This window comes from Azospirillum brasilense, assembly GCF_001315015.1.
Classification (GTDB): domain Bacteria; phylum Pseudomonadota; class Alphaproteobacteria; order Azospirillales; family Azospirillaceae; genus Azospirillum; species Azospirillum brasilense.
Genome location: NZ_CP012919.1, coordinates 91,615 through 112,393 on the forward strand (window position 1 = coordinate 91,615; position 20,779 = coordinate 112,393).

The window sequence follows — 20,779 nt, forward strand, 5'->3', positions numbered from 1 at the left end:
CGTTTCCGTCCTCTCTCTGGCTCGCGGTCAGGTGGGCAGGCGCTGAGTGCGGACGAGAAGCTCCGTCCGCGCCCGCAGGTCGAGCGGCACGGACGGCAGGCCGGCTTCGGGTTTCAGCAGGCCGCGCAAGGCCGCGCCCGCCTCGTCCCGTCGCCCGGCGTTGGCCAACGCCTGTCCCTGATGGAACAGCGACGGCCACAGCAGGGCCTGAACGATCGGCGCGGTGGCGCGGTCGGGCAGTTCCAGGCAGGCCCGGTGGGCACGCTCGAAGAAGGCCGCGGCGCTCCGCGGCGCCTTGCGGTGGTTCAGCGTCAGGATGCCGAGCGCGAAGGCGGTGGAGGCGAGGACGGCGCCACTCTCCGGCAGGGCGGCTTCCACCGCCGCGGCCAGCCGGTCCGCCGCCTTGTACTGACCGAGATTCACCAGATCCACGAAGACCTTGCGCTGCGCGTCCTCCAGAATGCCGGCGGGAATGCGCTCGCCGAGCAGAGCGCTCGGCGTGTGGGCGAGCGCTTGCAGCTCCTCCACAGCCCGATCCGGCTGGCTCCAGACGAGCAGATGGCTGGCGTAGCAGCAGGCCCGCCACATCAGCTCTTCGCTTTCCTCGTCGTCGGCTCCGATGATGTGCAGGGTCGCGCGCATCTGTTCGCCGGCGAACGCGGCCACCTGGAACCAGCGCTGGGCAAGGTCATGCTGCCCGTCGGCCAGCCACGCCAGAATGCCGCTGAAATACAGGATGCTGCCCAGGCAGAAAGGATAGGCGTTGTGATGCTCCTCGATGCTCCTCGGCTTCGGAGCGGCCGACAGATCGGCGAGCAGACGGGCGGGATCGGTGAAATCGAGGTTCCAACGCTGCCGGCACGCCGCGAACACCTCCGCCTGCGCGGCGCGTGCGGCCTCGAAATTCCCAGCGTTGGTCAGCTCCTTCAGAAGCCGGTACCGATACCCCACGCCGAGAGACGAGGCCGGATCCGTCGTTCCGACGCGCGTCCGCAGATAATCATGGTAGGGGCTGCGGTCGAAGGCCCGTGTCAGATCGGCCTTCAGCTCGTCGCCAACCGATGCCGCCACTCTCAGGGTGTGCCCACGGTCCACGACCATGACGCTCTTGAACCCGACCCTCCGCAAGAGGGCTTCGATGCCCTTGGGGCTGTAGAGCGCGTAGTGGTAGCCGGGGCACAGCATCGACAGCAGGGTGCCCGGTTGCGTTTCCGGGCGGATGCCCGTGGCGCTGGGCGTGGTGAGCAGCAGCGTGCCGTCGGTCGTCAACGCATCGCGCAGGACGACGAGCAGCTTCTCCGGTTCGAAGACATGCTCGATCAGTTCGGCGCACAGAGCGAGGTCGTAGGGTTCCGGTCCCGCATCGGCCGCCGAATGCAGGTAGACGTGCTGGATGTCGACGCCGAGCGCCTCGCGTCCGAAGCGGGCGCTGTATCCCGGATCGAACCCCCGGGCATCCCAGCCGAACGCCACGCGGGCGTAGTCGAGCAGGAAGCCGAAGCCGCAGCCGATCTCGATGTAGCGGCGCACCCCGGCGGGATCGATCGCCGCCAGCAGTTCGGCCATCACGTCGATGCCCGCGTTCTGCTCCAGATAGACATCCACCAGCGGGTCCAGAACAGCCTCGTAGGGCGGTTGTCCCATGGTCGGATGGAAAGCGGTTCCGCAGGCCGGGCAAGACACCAGGGGTTGTTCCGGATGCGGAGGCCATGGAGAGCGGACCCTCAGACGGACCCGCTTGGCCGCGGCGTCGCCGCAAGCCGGGCAGATGGCGTCGAGGTGGCTATCCCCGGCCTCCCAGACGATCGTCCGGGTCCAGTCGATGATTTCCGTACCACCCATATCGATCTTGTTCATTCCATCCCCAACATGGTCCCGATCCGCTCCTTGTCGTCTTAACAAGCCGGTCCCTCAACGACAAGGAGCGCTATCGAGAAGGAGCGCCGTGCCGGACAGGCGCGGGCCCGTCCTCAGCCGCGCTGCGGGTAATGGCGGGCGAGCTCTTCCGAACTCCCGCGGTCCGTCGGCCACGCCACCACGCCGTCCGGCAACTCCCGCACCTTGCGCGCCAAAACGAAGGACCCGCCGAAGGAGGAAACGAGCGGCATGAGCGCATGTGCCGGAACACAATGCTCCATGTATATGCGAACCCTCTGGTTCATGCCGGCGGCGATGATCTCGAACCCCATGGCCGGGCCGAACAGGACCTTGAGCCCCTCGTCGCTGAAACGCCAGAAGTCGTTCGGCTCCTCGTGCACGGGCCAGGACTGGTGCGTCGTGTGGAAGGTGAGACCGCCGATCTGGAGCGCCTGGTTGACCCCAGAGGCGAACAGCCAGGGATGCGCGAGATGCTCCATCACCGAGAGGGAGAAGACCGCCCCGGCCGCCCTCGCACCGATCAGCTCGTGGATGTAGTGGGCGTCGCCGACCACGTCGACGTTGGGGGCGGCGTGGATGTCCATGCCGATGTAGCGCTCCGCCCCGGCGAAAGCGGCGCGCAGCGGGCTCATCTGCGAGCTGACCACGCGGGCGCCGACCTCGGCGACGACCAGCCTGCGTTCATTGACTTCGCGCTGGAAGTCCTCGAACGCCTGCTCCGCGGCGCCGCGCTCCGGCTTCGGGTCCTGCCAGGCGCTGCCGTCGGTCAGGCAGTAGGGCTTGCGGGCGGCTTCGGGGGACCGGGGAAGCTCCACCGTCTCGATGAAGCGGTCGTCGGCGGTGATCACCTCGAAGGTCACCGGGGTGCCGGCCCTCCAGGGGAGATAGAGCTTGAAGCCGCTCTCCGCGCTGTTGGGAAACTCCGCGTAATGGGGCAGCACGTCCGGGCGCGGCGCGAAACTCGCGATCTCGTAGGCATCCTCCCCCGCGGCGACGCGCAGGGCCAGTATCCGCCGCTCATAGGCGTGTATCCAGCCTTCCAGATAGAGGCCGTTGCGGTCGCACCAGAAGACCTCGATCGCGTAGACGAAGGGCTTGCGGGAGGGCGGCGGCGAGGGCAGGCCGGTCCGCGTCAGGGCGGCGCGGAGGGTCCTGGCGGCGAGGCGGAGGGCGGAGGGGCGCTGTTCCATGCGACTGTCCTGATGGCTCCGCAGGCGGCACCGCCACCGGCGCGGGAGGAAACGGGCCGCAACAGATAGGCGCTGCGTGCCGCCGCTGTCAATTCGCGCCGCTCGCCGGAACCCACAGCCGTCCCCAGGCGGCCAGAACGTCCAGCAGAACCGCGCCGTTCAGCGCCATGAAGACGGTGAACAGCCCGAGCCTCAGCCCCTGGCGCAGGCCCGCCGGGTTCCAGGGGCCCGCCGCCGCCGCGAGCGCCAGGACAACCAGAACCTGTGCCGGGAGGAAATAGCGGCCCTGAAGTCCCTGAACCGTCTCCGCCCCGACCGGGGTGAAGCCGACCCAGAAGGCCGCCATGACGAGCAGCACATAGGCCGGGGCCGGCAGCAGATAGCCCACCGCCACCACCGGGTCGCGGCGGCGGGCGCCGTCGCACAGGGCCAGGGCCGGAAGAACCCACAGGGCCGCCAGGATCAGCCGGTCGTCGGCGTAGCCGCTCCAGGGCGGCGGGTGACCGCCGTAGCGTCCGTAGCCGTCGCGCCACCACATGATCGCCCAGTCCCGCGTGGTGGTGGCGAAGATCCGCAGCGCTTCCAGCGGGTCGGCGCGCATGGCCGCGATCTGCGCCGCCGGATCGGCGGCCGTGCCCCAATAGGGGCCGGGGACGAAGGGATAGGCCATGTTCCAGGAAAGCGCGATGCCCGCCGCGAGGCCGAGGCAGAGCGCGGTGAGCGCGATCCGGCCCCGCGTCCCGCCCACCACCGCGCCCGGCAGGTAGAGCACCGCCGCGGCGAAGGGCACCATGGTCAGCTTCAGGAAGCCGAGCGCCGCCGACAGGGCCAGCAGCCCCGCCACCTCCAGCGGCGCGAGCGCTGTGCCGCGGGCGCGGAACCGCCAGACCAGGGCCAGCAGCAGGGCGGGAATCGTCAGGTTCAGGGGGTCGGCGCTGAGCGAACAGGCGCTTTGCAGGGCGAAGGGCGACAGGGCGAGCGCGGCAAAGACCAGCCGCCCGCCGGGCAGCGCCCACAGGACCGCCAGGACCATCATCCCATAGGCGACCGCGTTGCCGATCCGCCCCGCGTGCATCTGGTCGAGCGGCCCCAGCCCCCAGGCGCGGGCGGCGGCGGTGAAGGCCGCCTGCGGCAGATAGGCGAGCGGCGCGAAACTGGCCGAGCTTGGAAAGGGCACCACCTCGTCCCGCGGCGGCAGGGTGGCGAGATGATTGGACAGGGCGCGGGCCTGCGCGGCATCGACCGGGGCGTGCTTCTGGATCAACTCGACGTAATGGAGCATGTGGACATAGCTGGCCCGGTCGATCGGCCCGCCCCAGGAGTTGGGTCCCAGTTCCTCCGCCAGGAAGCGGCCCTGGGCGATCTGCAGCACCCGCTGCCAATGGAACGGCTCGTCCAGCCCGGCGTAAGGCGGGGTCGTCACCAGAAGCAGCGCGCTGAACACCAGATAGAAGAGAGCTGCGGCGCCATAGAAGGGAACCGCCGCCAGCCGCGACCCGAACCGGGCCGGCTCATGCCGGAAGATCGTGCGCATGCGGCCGGAAGTCCTCGCTTTTTTGTTCTTCGCGCCGGACAGGCGTTGCCCCGGACGGGGAGAGCGCGGTAACAGACCACATTCCCCCAGCGGCTGGAACGCCGAAATTTTCCTGCACCGGCCATGATCCCGAGCATCCGCATCGTCACCGTGAACTGGAACGCCGGGGACCTGCTGCGCGCCTGCGTTGCCTCGGTGCCTGCGGCGCTGATCGGTGCCGTCACGCTGGAAGCCATGGTGGTGGTGGACAACGCCTCCGCCGATGGATCGGCTGACGGGCTGGAAGCCGGAGGGCTGGAGGACGGCAGGCTGGCGGATGGGGGGGCGCCGCTGACCGTGCTGCGCAACCTGGAGAACCGCGGCTTTGCTGCCGCCTGCAACCAGGGCGCCGCCGGGTCGCGGGCCGACTGGCTGCTCTTCCTGAACCCGGACACCCGGCTGTCCGAAACGTCGCTCGCCCCGGCCCTCGCCTTCCTGGCGGAGCCGGCGCAGGCGCACACCGGCATCCTCGGCATCCGGCTGACGGACGAGCTGGGGCGGACACAGCGGTCCTGCGCGCGGGCGCCGACCCCGGGCCGCATCCTCGCCCAGGCGGTGGGGCTGGACCGGCTGTTGCCCGGCCTGTTCCCGCCGCATTTCATGACGGAGTGGGACCATCTGGACAGCCGCCCCGTTGATCAGGTGATGGGCGCCTTCCTGCTGATTCGTCGCTCCCTGTTCGAGGAGCTGGGCGGCTTCGACGAGCGCTTCTTCGTCTATTTCGACGATGTGGATTTGTGCCTGCGCACCCGCCGGACCGGCTGGGAGGTGGTGCATTTCGCCGGTGCGGAGGCCTTCCACCGCGGCTGCGGCACCACCGACCAAGTGCGCGACCTGCGGCTGTTCTACGCCCTGCGCAGCCGGATACAATTCGCCACCAAGCATTTTTCCACCCCCACCGCTGCCCTGGTGACGGCAGCGACCCTGACGGTGGAGCCGCTGGTGCGGCTGCTCCACGCGCTCGCATCCCGCTCGCCGGCCGACGCCCGTGCCGTTCTGCGGGGCAGCGCGCTGCTGTGGCGATCCCTGCCCTGCCTGCTGGGATGGCGGACAGGGCGCGCGGGGTAAAGCGGCGGGGGCTTGCACCGGCGGAAGCGGGACAGCGCGGCGGAAAGTGCGTACACTTCGGCGGGCGAAGCGCCGCTACCGGAGAGCCGATGCCGACCCTGCCCAATGACCTCCGTCTGCTCGAAGCGGAATCCATCGCCATCCTGCGCGAGACCGCGGCGTCCTTCACCAAGCCGGTTCTGCTCTACTCCATCGGCAAGGACAGCGGCGTTCTGCTGCATCTGGCGCGCAAGGCCTTCCACCCCTCGCCCGTGCCCTTCCCTCTGCTGCATGTGGACACCGGCTGGAAGTTCCGGGAGATGATCGCCTTCCGCGACGCGACGGTGCGACGTTTGGGGTTGACGCTGATCGTTCATAGGAACGAGGAGGGGCACGCCCGAGGCATCGACCCGATCCGTTCCGGCTCCGCTCTCCACACCCGCGTCATGAAGACGGAGGCGCTGCGCCAAGCGCTCGACCGTCATGGTTTCGACGCGGCCATCGGCGGCGCGCGGAGGGACGAGGAGAAGAGCCGCGCCAAGGAGCGCGTCTTCTCCATCCGAAACGCCGCCCACGCCTGGGACCCGCGGGACCAGCGCCCCGAGCTGTGGCGCCTGTGGAACCCGCGCATCCAGCCGGGGGAGTCCGTCCGCGTCTTCCCGCTGTCCAACTGGACCGAACTGGACGTCTGGCGCTATGTGGCCGCGCAATCCATCCCCGTGGTGCCGCTCTATTTCGCGGCGGAACGCCCGGTGGTCCACCGCTCCGGCGCGCTCATCATGGTGGACGACGGACGGCTGCCGCTGAACCCCGGCGAGACGCCGGAGATGCGCCGGGTGCGTTTCCGAACGCTCGGCTGCTACCCGCTGAGCGGGGCCATCGACTCCGATGCCGCGACCGTGGAGGACATCATCGTGGAGATGCGGGCCTCGAGGACCTCCGAGCGGCAGGGCCGCCTGATCGACGGGGACGAGCCGGCTTCCATGGAGCGCAAGAAGCGGGAAGGCTATTTCTGATGGAAACGGGCACCGGGCGCGGCCTGCTGCGCTTTCTCACCTGCGGGTCGGTGGACGACGGCAAGTCCACGTTGATCGGGCGACTGCTGCACGACGCCGGGCTGATCTCGGACGACCAGCTGGAACAGGCGCGGCGTGACAGCCGGGGCCGGGCGGAGGAAGACGGCGGGATCGATTTTTCCCTGCTGGTGGATGGGCTGGAAGCCGAGCGCGAGCAGAGCATCACCATCGACGTGGCTTACCGTTACTTCGCCACCGACCGCCGCAGCTTCATCGTCGCCGACGCGCCGGGGCATGAACAGTACACCCGGAACATGGCGACCGCCGCGTCGGGCGCTTCGCTCGCCGTGCTGCTTGTGGACGCGCGCAAGGGACTGCTGACCCAGACGCGGCGGCACGCCATCGTCGCCTCCCTGATGGGCATTCGTCACGTCGTGCTGGCCGTCAACAAGATGGATCTGGTGGAGGATGGCGAGACCGTGTTCGCCGCGATCCGGCAGGCGTTCACCGTCTTCTCCGCACCGCTGGGGTTCCGGTCGGTGACGGCGATTCCCCTGTCGGCGCGGCACGGCGACAACGTGGTGCACCGGTCCGCGGCCATGCCCTGGCACCACGGCCCCACTCTCCTGGGGCATCTGGAGACCGCTGCCGCGGAGGACGACCCCACCGAGGATGGGCCGCTGCGCTTCCTGGTGGAGTGGGTGAACCGCCCGAACCTGGATTTCCGCGGCCTGTCGGGAACGCTCCTGTCGGGAAGCCTGGAAACGGGCGGTGCCGTGACGGTGTGGCCATCGGGCCGGTCCGCCCGGATCGCCCGGATCGTGACCTTCGACGGCGACGTGACGCAGGCGCGGGCCGGCGACGCCGTGACCGTGACCCTGGACGCGGCGGTGGACGCGGGGCGCGGCGACCTGCTGAGCGGGCCGGACGGCGCGCCGGAGGTGGCCGATCAATTCGCCGCGCATCTTCTGTGGATGGCGGAGGAACCGCTGATCCCCGGCCGCTCCTACCTGCTGCGTGCGGGCGCGCGCTGGGTTCCGGCAACCGTCACCGCGCTTCGCCATGCGGTGAACGTGGAAACGCTGGAGCATGGCGCCGCCTCGGTGCTGGGACTGAACGCGGTCGGGCTGTGCAACCTGTCGACCGCGGCGCCGCTCGCCTTCGATCCTTACGAGGCCAGCCGCCACACCGGCTCCTTCATCCTGGTGGACCGCTTTTCCAACCGCACCGTCGGCGCCGGGATGATCCGGCACCCCCTAAGGCGCGCCGCCAACCTGCACCGCCAGGAGCTTGCGGTGTCCACAGTGGAGCGCGCGGCGCTCAAGCGGCAGCGCCCGGCGGTCCTGTGGTTCACGGGCCTGTCGGGATCCGGCAAGTCCACCATCGCCAACCGGGTGGAGCGGCGGCTGCACACACTCGGCCATCACACGATGATGCTGGACGGCGACAACGTCCGGCTGGGGCTGAACCGCGACCTCGGCTTCACCGACGCCGACCGGGTGGAGAACATCCGGCGCGTCGGCGAGGTGGCGAAGCTGATGACAGAGGCCGGGCTGATCGTGCTGTGCGCCTTCATCGCCCCTTTCCGGGCCGAACGGGAGGCGGTGCGTGCCCTTCTGCCGGACGGCGCCTTCCTGGAGGTCTTCGTGGATACTCCGCTGGACGAGTGCATGCGGCGCGACCCCAAGGGGCTGTACGCCAAGGCGCGGGCCGGAACCCTGCGCAACTTCACGGGGGTGGATTCCCCCTACGAGGCGCCGGACGCACCGGAACTGCGGCTGGACACGACGGCGGAGGATGCCGACGCGCTTGCCGAGCGGGTGGTGGAGCTTCTGCACCGGAAGGGCATCGCCGAGGCCTGATACGGCGCCGCATGGCGGGGTCGGCGCGGCATAATCGCTTGCCAAAGCTGCGGACTTGCGGCCATGTGCAGGAGCATTTTCCATCCGGGCGACGGTGGGGACGTGACGCCCGGCCGGCCGAACCGCTCCAAAAACTCTCTCCAGAGACACTCCATGACCGGAATTCGTAGTTACAATCGGCGCGTCCTGGTGACCGGCGGCGCCGGCTTCCTCGGTTCCCACCTCTGCGAGCGGCTGATCGCCCGCGGCGACGAGGTGGTGTGCGTCGACAACTACTTCACCGGATCGCGGCGGAACATCGCCCACTTGCTGGGCAACCCGAACTTCGAGACGATCCGTCACGACGTCACCTTCCCGCTGTACGTCGAGGTCGACCAGATCTTCAATCTGGCCTGCCCGGCATCCCCGGTCCATTACCAGCACGATCCCGTGCAGACGACCAAGACCAGCGTGCACGGCGCCATCAACATGCTGGGTCTGGCGAAAAGGCTGAACGCCCGCATCCTCCAGGCCTCGACCAGTGAGGTCTACGGCGATCCCGCCGTCCATCCCCAGCCCGAGGAGTACTGGGGCAACGTCAACCCGATTGGGCCGCGTTCCTGCTACGACGAGGGCAAGCGCTGCGCCGAGACGCTGTTCTTCGACTACCACCGCCAGCACCAGTTGCCGATCAAGGTGATGCGCATCTTCAACACCTACGGGCCGCGCATGCACCCCAACGACGGCCGCGTGGTGTCGAACTTCATCATGCAGGCGCTTAAGGGCGAGCCCATCACCGTCTACGGCGACGGGTCCCAAACCCGCTCCTTCTGCTACGTCGATGACCTGATCGAAGGCATGATCCGGCTGATGGACTCGCCCGCCGAGGTCACCGGTCCGATCAACATCGGCAACCCGGGCGAATTCACCATGCTGGAGTTGGCCGAGCATGTGGTCGCGCTGACCGGGTCGCGCTCCACCATCGAGCACCGCCCGCTGCCCCAGGACGACCCCAAGCAGCGCCGCCCCGACATCACCAAGGCCAAGTCCCTTCTGGAGTGGGAGCCCACCATCCCCCTGCGCGACGGGCTGGAACGGACCATCCACTATTTCCGCAGCCATTTCGTCGACTGACGCAGGCCGCAAACCGCGCAAAGCGGGCCGGGAAAGGGGGAGCGTGCCCGATGGCGCGCTCCCCCTTTTTCTTGTCCCGGACACCGCCATGCCGCCCTCCGCGGACCGGTGCGGATTTGGAGTCTTGTCGCGCCCCCCGCTCCCGACTCACCCCTGTCGACGCGGCCCTCAGGAGCATGACCGCCCCTCCCGGCCTCCAAATCGCCGAGTCGCAAGCCGAATCGATCTCGAAAGCGATTCGGAAACGTAGAACTGGAGTTTTGTCGCGTCGATCCAAGCTTCCACAGGACGAACGAGTTATCCCCTGGAATGTTGTCGCGGGATTCCTGGACTCTTGTCGCGCGACTCGCGATTCTCTACTGGAGTCTTGTCGCTCAAACTAATAGGTGAATCTAGTAACCTTACTAATAGTCTGCGCGACAAGATTCCAAATTGCGGGTGTCAACCTGCCGTGTTATGGATCGGACCATAAGTGGACCCGGAACAAACGGCGAGAACAGCGTGCTATGGGCCAGTTGCATCGCCTGATCAGCCAAGTGGGCCGTGAACAGGCCAAAGCACTCCAGACCGACCCTGATCAGCGGTCGCTGGTCGACATCGCCGCGGCGGTACTGGAAGAAGAACGCCAGGACCTTGGCATTACCTATTCAGGCTTTGCCTTGACCGCGCTTCCGCATCGACGCCTTCCCGACGACCAGCCATGGGAGAGGCGCGGGCACCGGATTCGCTTGCTGATCGAGCCGGGCCGACTGCCTGTTCGTGGCGGCGGCTTCAAACTCTACGGCGTCCCCTATGGCAGTCGGGCGCGCATGATCCTGCTTTACCTGCAGACCAGGGCTCTTCAGACCGACAGCCGGGAAGTCGAGCTGGGCCGCAGCATGCACGACTGGCTCGACCGTATGGGACTTTCGGTTGGCGGCCAGACCTACCGGGACATCCGGGAACAGGCGTCGCGCATCGCGGCCTGCAACCTGACCTTCGCCTGGGAAGACGCCAACAGCCTGGGATTCGAAAAGGACTCGATCGTCAAGGGCGGCATTCACTTCTCGTCAGAACACAATTCCCCGCAAGGCACGCTGTGGGAAGACCGGGTCTTGCTTTCCGAGGCATTCTTCCGCGAACTCAAGGCTCATCCGGTTCCAATCTGGGAACCGGCGTTGCGCCACATCCAGAACAACAGCACCAGCATCGACATCTACATCTGGCTGGCCTACCGGCTGCACAGTCTGACCAAGTCCACGACCATCACTTGGCCGGCGGTGTTCGAACAGTTCGGTGCCGGCTATTCGCGTCTGCGCGATTTCCGCAAACGTTTCATCGAAGCCCTTCAGCTTGCGATTGCCGTCTACCCGGAGGCACGGGTCGACGTGGAGGATCACGGGTTGCTCCTGCACCCCTCTCCTCCCCCGATTCCGGAACGGAAGATGACCCAGCTCATGCGCTGATCCGGGTTTTCGGCCGCGTTCGGACAAACGCGACAAGACTCCAAACGGCGGCCCGAAACGCCTCGCGACAACACTCCAGCCCGCCACACCCGATCAGGGGACTCCATGCCCTACAAGGCCCTGCTGCTGGACCGTGACGGGATCGTGAACGTCGACCGCGGCTATGTCGGCGACATCGGTCGTTTCACGTTCCTGGACGGCGTCTTCACGCTGGCGCGGCACGCGGTGGACCGTGGTTTCCGGGTCGTCGTCGTCACCAACCAGTCGGGCATCGCGCGCGGCTACTTCACCGAAGCGGCGTTCCTGGAACTGAGCGACTGGATGCGGGGCATGTTCCTGGACCAGGGCGTGGAGTTGGCCGGCATCTTCCATTGCCCCTATCACCGCAGTGGTGTGGTCGAACGCTACGCACGCGACAGTTTCTGGCGCAAACCCAACCCCGGCATGATCCTGGACGCTGCGCGTCGGCTTAACCTGTCACTATCCCGGTCGGTCTTTCTGGGCGACCAGCCGACGGACATGGAAGCGGCCAGGGCGGCCGGCGTGGAGCGGCGCGTCCTGCTGTGCTCAGAAGACGATCCGATCCGACAGGAAGCGGCAACATCCACGATCCGCCGTCACACGGACCTGATCGCTTCCCTTCTCTGATCTCCCGAACAGAAGTCCGTTGAGCCGGGTCACACCGGAGCAGCGCGGATTCATTGCGCGTCGGGGTTTCCGAAAGCGAGGCCGGTGATGGCGGTTGCCCAGACGTCCCGTTCTCGCAGATAGGCCGCTGTCGTTTCCGATTTCGAATGCCGCAGGTGTTTCATCACCTTGTGAAGGTCGGCCCCGGCATTCCCCGCCTCGGTCGCGAAACCGGCACGCAGCGAGTGGCCCGAAAAGCTGCGGCCACGCAGCGCGGCCTGCCGTGAGGCCTCCGGGTCGGCTTTGCACACCAGACCGGCGACGATGTCCGGCACGCTGCGGTCGGTCAGGCGCTGACCGGACGGCATGCCATTGCGGCGGAGCGACACGAACAGCGGGGCATGGTGGTCCACGTCGTCGCGCAACTGCCGCCAATCACCAAGAGCCTTCAAGACATCGAGCTCGGGATCAGCCGCGCGCTCGATGCCTACAAGAGCGCCTTCACCCCGCTGGTCGCCCTTGGCCCGGCAGATGGTTAGCAGCAGGCCACGCGGGCTTTCCTGGCAGTCGCCGAAGTCGAGGGCGACGAGTTCGGAGCGGCGCAGCGCGGCGCCCCAACCGATCAGCAGCAACAACCGGTCGCGGGCGCCACGGGCGCCGCCCTCGGCCGGACCTTCGCGGGTCGCCGCGATCATCGCCTTGAGCAGGCCGCGCTTGATCGGTTCGGCCTTGCGTTCTTCCTCGCCGGCGCGACCGCGCAGGATGCCGTCGAACACCAGGGCGATGCTGGGGTGGTCCTTGGGCAGGTGCAGCCCAGCCCAGCGGTGGGCCATGGCGATGGCGTCGAGCGCCACGCGGATGGACTTGCGGGCGAGCGGCTTCGGCATGATGGCCGTGCCGTCCGGCCGGCGCACCGGCTGGGGGTCGGCGAGCGCGGTCAGGTGCATGCCGATGAGACCAGGGTCGCCGCTGAGCGGGGCCACGTTCATGACATGGGTGCACCAGACGGTATAGCGCTCCCAGGCGACGCGGTAGGCGCGGCGGGTGTTGTCGGCCAAGGACTGGGCGGCGAAGACGTGGGCACGGGCTATCAGCCGTTCCGCTTCGGCGCGATCCGCTCCCTGGGGCACCCGGAGGTCGCCGAACAGGCCAGTCGGAAAAACCAGCGTGCCGTCGGCTTCGACACGCCAACGGGCGGATTCTTCGGCCGATGGCGAGGCGGCCGATGGCAAGGCGGTTGGCGGCAGAACGGTCGGCATGAAAGCTCGTCAGCGAAGGAGACCATGGCGCGTAACGTGCCGGGAGACAGGTTAAGGTCCCATAAATGAGTGCCGATGGTTCATTTCCGCCGGTTTTGTTCCCATAGTGTCCCTTATCGGAATCATGCTATCGGAAATTAAATCTATTTGTTGAAGCTGGAGCAGGGGTTCGAAACAGCTGTCCGGGCAACCCTATTTTAAAAGACTAAATGTTGAATGACACATTCCAACCCCTTACTCCACCGGCTATCCTGAAGCGGAACCAACGTCGACCCACGAGGCTCTGGTCGTATGGAAAGCTGACGATGACGGAGTCCTTCTCGACACCTCCACGGCGATCTTTGGATAGCCCTGCTGCTGGCGGTAGCGGCCACCGCTGGATCGATGACATCGACGCTCTGCTTGCGGGCGGCGAGGATGAGTCAGATGACCGCCGGCCGGCCGCCGCGCGAGCTGGCTTCACCGGACACTTCGACGGCGCCATCCTGATGGCCGCCTGCGCCGCCACCGCCGCCATCACCCGGCTCGACGAGCGGCTGGCGGCCGCGTCGCCGTACCTTCGCCGGGGCTGGCAGGAACGCTGGTTGCTGCGCTCCACCATCGCCTCGATGGCACTCGACGGACGCGGCCTCGACGAGGACGACCTGCGGCTCGACAGCATTGGCGCGTTGCCCCGCGCCGCCGACGCGGACCTGCGGGTGGCGCGGGAAATCCTGAGCCTCAGCCGCCACGCGGCGCGACGAACCGCCACAAAAAATTTGTTCGCAGCGCCTCGCCTGATGGCGCTGCTTCGTCCGCCTGCCACGGTGATCGAGCGCCGCCTGCGGAACCGCCGCGCCCAGGTCGATGCCGCCATCGAGGCCGGTGCCGATGAACGCTTCCTGGAGATCATCGGACAACCGGTCGACCGCGTGGTGGCGCGCCGGGGCTTGGAGGACGCACTGGACCCCAACGCCTTGGACAGCCTCGCGACGATGCCGCCGGTCCTTGGTGCCGTGATGCTCCTCGCCCGCTGGCACGCTACCGCTGCCCCATCCCTGGGGGCGGCCCCTGGTCGCATCCTCGCCGACCACTGGCTGCGCCATGCCGGGCTGACGCGCGCCGCCATCGGCGGCATCGCCGTGGGCTTCGGGCGCGGGGCGCGGCAAGACTACGAACCCTGTCGCATGGACACCTGGGCTGCCGCCGGCCTCGCCGCCGTTCGGCGTTCCGCCGAGGCCGGGTTGGCGTTGTTGAACAGCCTGGAAAGCGCCGAACGCGCCATCCTGGAGCGCGACGCCTGCGCGATCAAACGAGCTCTGGAGAGCGGCGAACGCACCCGCGCAAGCCGCCGGGATCGTGTCTTCGAGGGCCTCTTGCACGTTCTCGTGGAACGTCCGGCAGCGAGCCTCCCGCAGATCCAGGCGGCGATGGACACCACCCGCCCGCGCTATCAACGACGCACGCAGGGTGGGATAGCGGATATGGCGGCCGTTCCCGCTCCATCAATCGAAAATCCCGAGTCTCCTCCGTTGTCCCGCAAGCGCGCGGGTGAAGAGGTGGTGCGCCGGCATATCTCCACCTTGGAAAGGCGGGGGCACGTCGTTCAGATGCGCCACCGTGAGGATGGGAAGCGGGCGGTCATGCGGATCTACCGTTTGGTAGGCTGCTGATCGGTCGGCGGCCTTTTGAAGCGGTTGCTTGTGCCGCGACAGCCACCTCCGGGGGTGCGGACGGAGAAGCCCAGGCTCGCCAGTTTGCGCATGTGGCACCGCCTGATGAGCATCCGCACATGCCTGTCCATGTTGCCGAGGTGATCGGCTCTCCATCCGGGGAGGCCGCGCATCCGTGTCAACGCCGTCCGTAGGGCCACCTCCCAGAATGCGCCGTGGCGCTATCGATTGCGTCTTTCCCTTCCCTCAAAGAGGTTCGGGCGCATCCAAAGGATTTAAGTTCAGATAAAGTCATTCATCTGAAGAATTCCTCCAGTTGGAATGCTTGTTGATGGATTTGTCGTTTTCTATGAGGAGTAGGAGTTATTACTTATTAGGTTCTTGCGGGAATATACCCTGGAAATTCATGTCATAGGAAGTCGCACGCTTTGCCATATACGCGGGCGGGGCGCCCGGTCATCCCAACGATCACAACAAAATTTACGGAGAGTTTCCCTTGAACGAAGTCATCATCGCGGACGCTGGGCTCGAGGATCTCGACGGGCTGCTCAGCCACCGCCGTCCCGACGTTCAGGTTACGCTCGTCTCCGCCACCGACGATGGCCACGCCGTGCTGGCCGCCGTCCTTGCCGCACGCCCGTCCGTCCTGCATCTGGTCGCCCATGGCGAGCCGGGACGGGTCCTGTTGGGCGCCCAGCCGCTGGACGCGCGCTCGCTGCTCGACCGCTCCTGGCCGGACGCGCGCGGCACCGAGATCCACATCCACGCCTGCCATGCCGGCGCGGGTGCCGAAGGGCGTCTCCTCCTCGACCGACTGGCCGCCGCCACGGGCGCCGTGGTTGCGGCCTCCTCGGGGCCGGTCGGTCCGGCGGATCGGGGAGCCTCGTGGAAGCTCGACGTGCGCACCGCCCCCGTGTTTACCCCCTCCCCCTTCGCTGGGGTCGAGGGCGCCGGGGCGCGCGGCTGGGCCCATGAACTGGCGGTCACCGGTACGCCGACCGACGGCAACGACACGCTGACCAGCGATGACGCGGCGGACAACATCAACGGCGGGGCCGGCAACGACATTCTGATCGGCAACGGCGGCAACGACACGCTGATCGGCGGCGTTGGCCACGACACCATGGACGGCGGCGCCGGGGCCGACGTGTTCGACGGCGGTGACGGTTTCGACGTCGTCACCTACGAGAACGCGACCTCCGGCATGGTCATCGACATCGGCAACCCGGCGAACAGCACGGGCGACGCCGCGGGCGACAGCTTCACCGGCATTGAGCGCTGGATCGGCTCCAACTACGCCGACACCATGGTGGCCGGCAACGACCCCGTGTGGTTCTGGGGCCATGCGGGCGACGACGTGGAGATCGGCGGCGCCGGCAACGACACGATGGAGAGCGGCGACGGCAACGACACCGTCTATGGCGGCGATGGCGACGACCAGATCTACAGCCGCGCCGACAACGACGTGCTCTACGGCGAGGCCGGCAACGATCTGATCTACGGCGGCTGGGGCAACGATATGCTCGACGGCGGCGCCGGCAACGACACGCTGTTCGGTGAAGGGGACGCTGACACCATCAACGGTGGCGATGGCGACGACAGCCTGGACGGCGGTCAGGGCAACGACCTGATGAATGGCGGCGCCGGCAACGACACGCTGATCGGCGGCCTTGGCCATGACACCATGGAGGGCGGTGCCGGAGCCGACGTGTTCGACGGTGGCGACGGCTTCGACGAGGTGACCTACGCGAACGCCACCGCGGGCGTCGTGCTGGATCTGCGCAATCCGGCGAACAGCACCGGGGATGCCGCGGGCGACACCTTCACCAACATCGAGCGCTGGATCGGCAGCGAGTTCGACGATCGGCTTGTCGGCAACGATGACGGCGTCTGGTTCTGGGGTCATGGCGGCAACGATGTCGAGATCGGCGGCGCCGGCAACGACACGATGGAAAGCGGCATCGGCAACGACACGATCTATGGCGGCGGCGGTGACGACCGGGCCTTCGGGCGGGCCGACGACGACATGCTGTACGGCGAGGCCGGCAACGACCTGCTGGCCGGCGGTGGCGGCAACGACATGCTCGACGGTGGCACCGGCAACGATACGCTGATCGGCGATTGGGGCGTCGACACGATGATCGGCGGCGACGGCGACGACGTGTTCTACAGCGGTGCGCACGATCCCCTGCCGGAGGCTGACATCATCCAGGGCGGCGCCGGCAACGACACCTTCATCATCGCCGCTCAGAGCGACGCCGGCACCGTCTCCTACGACGGCGGCGAGGGCACCGACACGCTGCGCATCAGCTCCGACAACGTCGCCGATCCGGAAAACAAGATCACCACGGCGACGCCGCAGATCGACATCTCCGGCATGGCCCTGACCAGCGTGGAGAGGCTGGAACTGGTCGGCAGCGTACGCCACACGGTGACGATGACCGCCGCCCAGGCCAACGGTTTCGCCAGCATCATCGGCGCTACCGGGGGCGACGTCTTCACCGTCACGGGCACGGCCATGACGGGCGCGGTCACCGCCGGCAACGGCAGCCAGCTCACCGCCGGGCAGGTGCAGGCCGAGACGGTGAACGGCGTCACTCTGCTGCACATCGGCACCGACGCGACGGCGGGCGCCGACGTGACGCTGCGCTTCGCCGGCGGCTTCACGGCGGACCAGTTCCAGGTCAACGGCAGCGGAATCACCCTGAGCGGGACCCCCTCGACCCCGCCGACGACGGAGCCGCCCACCACCGAACCGCCGACCACGACTCCTCCCACGACGGAGCCGCCGACCACCACCCCGCCGGTGGACAACCGTCCCTCGACCGCCATGCAGCGCATCGTGGACGGCGTGACCGAAGACGTGAAGGCCTACGCCTATGAAGGGCCGGTTTCCACCCTGCAATGGACCTTCCTGGGCGATGCCCGCAGCGAGGTGCTGGGCGGGTCGGACGGCAACGACTTCCTGAACCTGCTGGGCGGCGACGACGCGGCCGCGGGCGGGGCCGGTGACGACGTGCTGGACGGCGGCTCGGGGTCCAACTGGCTGATCGGCGGTTCGGGCAAGGACACCTTCTTCGTCGATGGCCGCGGCACCGAGGTTACCTGGTCCACCGTCACCGACCTGGAGCAGGGCGAGTGGTCCACCCTCTGGGGCTACAAGGAAGGCGTCTCCACGCTGCGCTGGGAGGAGATGGACGGTGCCGAAGGCTACAAGGGCGCGACGGTCCATTGCGACATTGACGGCAACGGCACCGTCGACGCCAGCATGACCTTCGCCGGCAAGGCCGTGGGCGCCATGACCACCACCACGGGCACCATGGGCGACCAGAACTACATTGCCTTCATCAGCCTGTGATCCAGCCCGGTTTGTGATCTGAGACGCTGAGCGGAAAAGCGGCCCGGGGAACCCTTCCCCGGGCCGCTTCTGTTTGTCTTCATCGTTTGAGGCAATCCGTTTGTGTGACGCTTATCTCTTCTAAAGATCCTATAGTCATCCCCGTATTTTCCTGTATTCGCTCTTGATGGTTAGAATTTTCCACGCTTTTCATAGGACGTTAAAAGATCATAGGTCTATTGAGTTTCCTTTTATCAAGTAAGATAACCCTATAACTACGTTCCATTGATGAGGATGTATTATTTCTTATTGGGCAATTGCGAAGATGCTCTCCGAAAGCGCATGTGATTGGGTGTCGCGCTTCCCCGTATCCGCGAACTTCCCGTAAACGCGAACGATGCGACCGGGCGCCCCAGCGATCACCACAGAATGCACGGAGAGTTTCCCTTGAACGAAGTCATCATCGCGGACGCTGGACTTGAGGATCTCGACGGGCTGCTCAGCCACCGCCGTCCCGACGTCCAGGTCATGCTCGTCTCCGCCGCCGACGATGCCCACGCCGTTCTGGCCGCAGCGCTCGCCGTCCGTCCGTCCGTCCTGCATCTGGTCGCCCACGGCGAGCCGGGACGGGTCCTATTGGGCGCCCAGCCGCTGGATGCGCGCTCGCTGCTCGACCGCTCCTGGCCGGACGCGCGCGGCACCGAGATCCACATCCACGCCTGCCATGCCGGTGCGGGTGCCGAGGGCCGTCTCCTCCTCGACCGGCTGGCCGCCGCCACGGGCGCCGCGGTCGCGGCCTCCTCGGGGCCGGTCGGTCCGGCGGCGCAGGGCGCCTCCTGGACGCTCGATCTGAGCACCGCGCCGGTCGGCACCCCCTCTCCCTTCGCGGCGGTTGAGGGCTGGACCCATGTCCTGGCCGTGACCGGCACCACGACGGCGGGTCCCGACCTGCTGACCAGCGATGACGAGCCGGATGTGATCGAAGGCGGGGCCGGCAACGACACGCTGAACGGCGGCGGCGGCAACGACACGCTGATCGGTGGTGCGGGTGCCGACGTGCTGAACGGTGGGGCCGGCTTCGACGAGGCGTCCTACGAGACCGCCACCTCGGGCATCGTGCTTGACCTGCTGACTCCGGGCAACAGCACGGGCGACGCCGCAGGCGACACCTTCATCGACATCGAGCGCTGGGTCGGCTCCAACTTCGATGACACCATGGTGGCCGGGAACGACCCCGTGTGGTTCTGGGCCCATGACGGTGCCGACTCGGTGACCGGCGGGGCCGGCGACGACACGCTGGAGAGCGGCAACGGCAACGACACCGTCCATGGCGGGGCCGGGAACGACCAGATCTTCGGGCGGGCCGACGACGACATGCTCTATGGCGACGACGGCGACGATCTGCTGGTCGGCGGCGGCGGCAAGGACAGCCTGATGGGCGGGGCCGGCAATGACACGCTGGTCGGCGACTGGGACGCCGACACGATGATCGGCGGCGACGGCGACGACGTGTTCTACAGCGGCGAGCACGGTAACCTGAACGAGGCCGACGTCATCGAGGGCGGCGCCGGCAACGACACCTTCATCATCGCCGCGCAGGGCGACGCCGGCACGGTCTCCTACGACGGCGGCACCGGCACCGACACGCTGCGCATCAGCTCCGACAACGTGACCGATCCGGAAGGCAAGATCACCACGGCGACGCCGCAGATCGACATCTCCGGCATGACCCTGACCAGCGTGGAAAACCTCGATCTGGTTGGCAGCGTCCGCCACACGGTGACGATGACCACCGCCCAGGCCAGTGGTTTCACCAGCGGGGTGGCCGGGGCCATGGTGGGCGACGCCTTCACCATCTCCGGCACGGCCATGACCGGAACGGCCACCGCCGGCAACGGCAGCCAGCTTGGCGCCGGGCAGGTGCAGGCGGAGACGGTGGACGGTGTCACCTTCCTGCGCATCGGCATGGACGCCACGGCGGGCGCCGACGTGACGCTTCGCTTCGTCGGCAGCTTCACCGCTGGGCAGTTCCAGCTCAACGGCGACACCGTCACGCTGATCGACGCGCCGCCCACCACCGAACCGCCCACCACCGAACCGCCGACGACGGAGCCGCCCACCACCGAACCGCCGACCACGACTCCTCCCACGACGGAGCCGCCGACCACCACCCCGCCGGTGGACGACCGTCCTTCGACCGGCATGCAGCGGATCGTGGACGGCGTGACCGAGGATGTGAAGGCCTACGCCTATGAGGGCCCGGTGTCCGGCCTGCAATGGACCTTCCTGGGTGACTCCCGCGGCGAGGTGCTGGGCGGATCGGATGGCAACGACTTCATCAACCTGCTGGGCGGTGACGACGCTGCCTGGGGTGGAGCCGGTGACGACGTGCTGGACGGCGGCTCGGGGTCCAACTGGCTGATCGGCGGCACGGGCAAGGACACCTTCTTCGTCGATGGCCGCGGCACTGAAACCACCTGGTCCACCGTGGTCGATCTGGAGCAGGGTGAGTGGGCCACGATGTGGGGCTATCAGGAGGGTGTCTCGAAACTCTCCTGGGAAGAGATGGGCGGCGCCGAAGGCTACAAGGGCGCGACGGTCCATTGCGACATCGATGGCAACGGTACGATCGACGCCAGCATGACCTTCACCGGCAAGGCCGTGGGCGCCATGACCACCACCACGGGCACCATGGGCGACCAGAACTACATCGCCTTCATCAACCTGTGATCTGAGGCAGTCCGAAACGCGCCGATCCGGGGGATGCCTTCCCCCGGATC

At 67.5% G+C, this 20,779-nt stretch carries 13 protein-coding genes; 9 read left to right on the plus strand and 4 right to left on the minus strand.

Annotated elements, in window-relative coordinates:
- Positions 1–27 precede the first annotated feature (27 nt).
- The 3 genes from AMK58_RS29060 to AMK58_RS29070 all read right to left on the minus strand — a co-directional run bounded on the left by AMK58_RS29060 (position 28) and on the right by AMK58_RS29070 (position 4,602).
- Positions 28–1,857 carry a class I SAM-dependent methyltransferase gene (locus AMK58_RS29060; RefSeq protein ID WP_035683271.1) on the minus strand — a complete coding sequence of 610 codons (1,830 nt, stop codon included), beginning with the start codon at positions 1,855–1,857 and terminating at the stop codon, positions 28–30.
- A 113-nt stretch (positions 1,858–1,970) separates the two neighbouring features.
- Positions 1,971–3,068 (minus strand): SH2 domain-containing protein, encoded by a 1,098-nt coding sequence (locus tag AMK58_RS29065; protein WP_059399839.1) that lies wholly within the window; start codon positions 3,066–3,068, stop codon positions 1,971–1,973.
- 88 nt (positions 3,069–3,156) lie between these two features.
- Positions 3,157–4,602, minus strand: coding sequence for a DUF2142 domain-containing protein (locus AMK58_RS29070; RefSeq protein ID WP_035683269.1), 1,446 nt, complete (start codon positions 4,600–4,602; stop codon positions 3,157–3,159).
- Positions 4,603–4,725: 123 nt separating this feature from the next.
- Between AMK58_RS29070 and AMK58_RS29075 the strand changes: the two genes are divergently transcribed.
- From AMK58_RS29075 to gmhB, 6 genes are all read left to right on the plus strand, one after another.
- Entirely contained in the window at positions 4,726–5,709 is a 984-nt protein-coding gene (locus tag AMK58_RS29075) for a glycosyltransferase family 2 protein (RefSeq protein WP_035683267.1), read from the plus strand.
- A gap of 89 nt (positions 5,710–5,798) precedes the next feature.
- A complete protein-coding gene (cysD, locus tag AMK58_RS29080) occupies positions 5,799–6,704 on the plus strand; it encodes a sulfate adenylyltransferase subunit CysD (RefSeq protein ID WP_035683265.1) in 906 nt (301 codons plus the stop codon).
- Positions 6,704–8,566 carry an adenylyl-sulfate kinase gene (gene cysC / locus AMK58_RS29085; RefSeq protein WP_035683262.1) on the plus strand — a complete coding sequence of 621 codons (1,863 nt, stop codon included), beginning with the start codon at positions 6,704–6,706 and terminating at the stop codon, positions 8,564–8,566. Before cysD ends, cysC begins: the two co-directional genes overlap by 1 nt.
- A gap of 153 nt (positions 8,567–8,719) precedes the next feature.
- Positions 8,720–9,679 (plus strand): UDP-glucuronic acid decarboxylase family protein, encoded by a 960-nt coding sequence (locus AMK58_RS29090; protein WP_035683260.1) that lies wholly within the window; start codon positions 8,720–8,722, stop codon positions 9,677–9,679.
- A 506-nt stretch (positions 9,680–10,185) separates the two neighbouring features.
- Positions 10,186–11,124 carry a replication protein RepA gene (locus AMK58_RS29095; RefSeq protein ID WP_035683258.1) on the plus strand — a complete coding sequence of 313 codons (939 nt, stop codon included), beginning with the start codon at positions 10,186–10,188 and terminating at the stop codon, positions 11,122–11,124.
- Between the two features lie 105 nt (positions 11,125–11,229).
- Positions 11,230–11,772 carry an HAD family hydrolase gene (gmhB, locus tag AMK58_RS29100; RefSeq protein ID WP_035683256.1) on the plus strand — a complete coding sequence of 181 codons (543 nt, stop codon included), beginning with the start codon at positions 11,230–11,232 and terminating at the stop codon, positions 11,770–11,772.
- 50 nt (positions 11,773–11,822) lie between these two features.
- On the opposite strand, the gene AMK58_RS29105 is transcribed toward gmhB, so the two are convergent.
- Positions 11,823–13,010 (minus strand): site-specific integrase, encoded by a 1,188-nt coding sequence (locus AMK58_RS29105; RefSeq protein ID WP_051141007.1) that lies wholly within the window; start codon positions 13,008–13,010, stop codon positions 11,823–11,825.
- A gap of 305 nt (positions 13,011–13,315) precedes the next feature.
- Between AMK58_RS29105 and AMK58_RS29110 the strand changes: the two genes are divergently transcribed.
- From AMK58_RS29110 to AMK58_RS29125, 3 genes are all read left to right on the plus strand, one after another.
- Entirely contained in the window at positions 13,316–14,662 is a 1,347-nt protein-coding gene (locus tag AMK58_RS29110) for a hypothetical protein (protein ID WP_059399840.1), read from the plus strand.
- Between the two features lie 496 nt (positions 14,663–15,158).
- Positions 15,159–18,020, plus strand: coding sequence for a DUF4347 domain-containing protein (locus AMK58_RS29115; RefSeq protein WP_059399841.1), 2,862 nt, complete (start codon positions 15,159–15,161; stop codon positions 18,018–18,020).
- A gap of 426 nt (positions 18,021–18,446) precedes the next feature.
- Positions 18,447–20,729 carry a DUF4347 domain-containing protein gene (locus AMK58_RS29125; protein WP_079285517.1) on the plus strand — a complete coding sequence of 761 codons (2,283 nt, stop codon included), beginning with the start codon at positions 18,447–18,449 and terminating at the stop codon, positions 20,727–20,729.
- Positions 20,730–20,779: the final 50 nt, after the last annotated feature.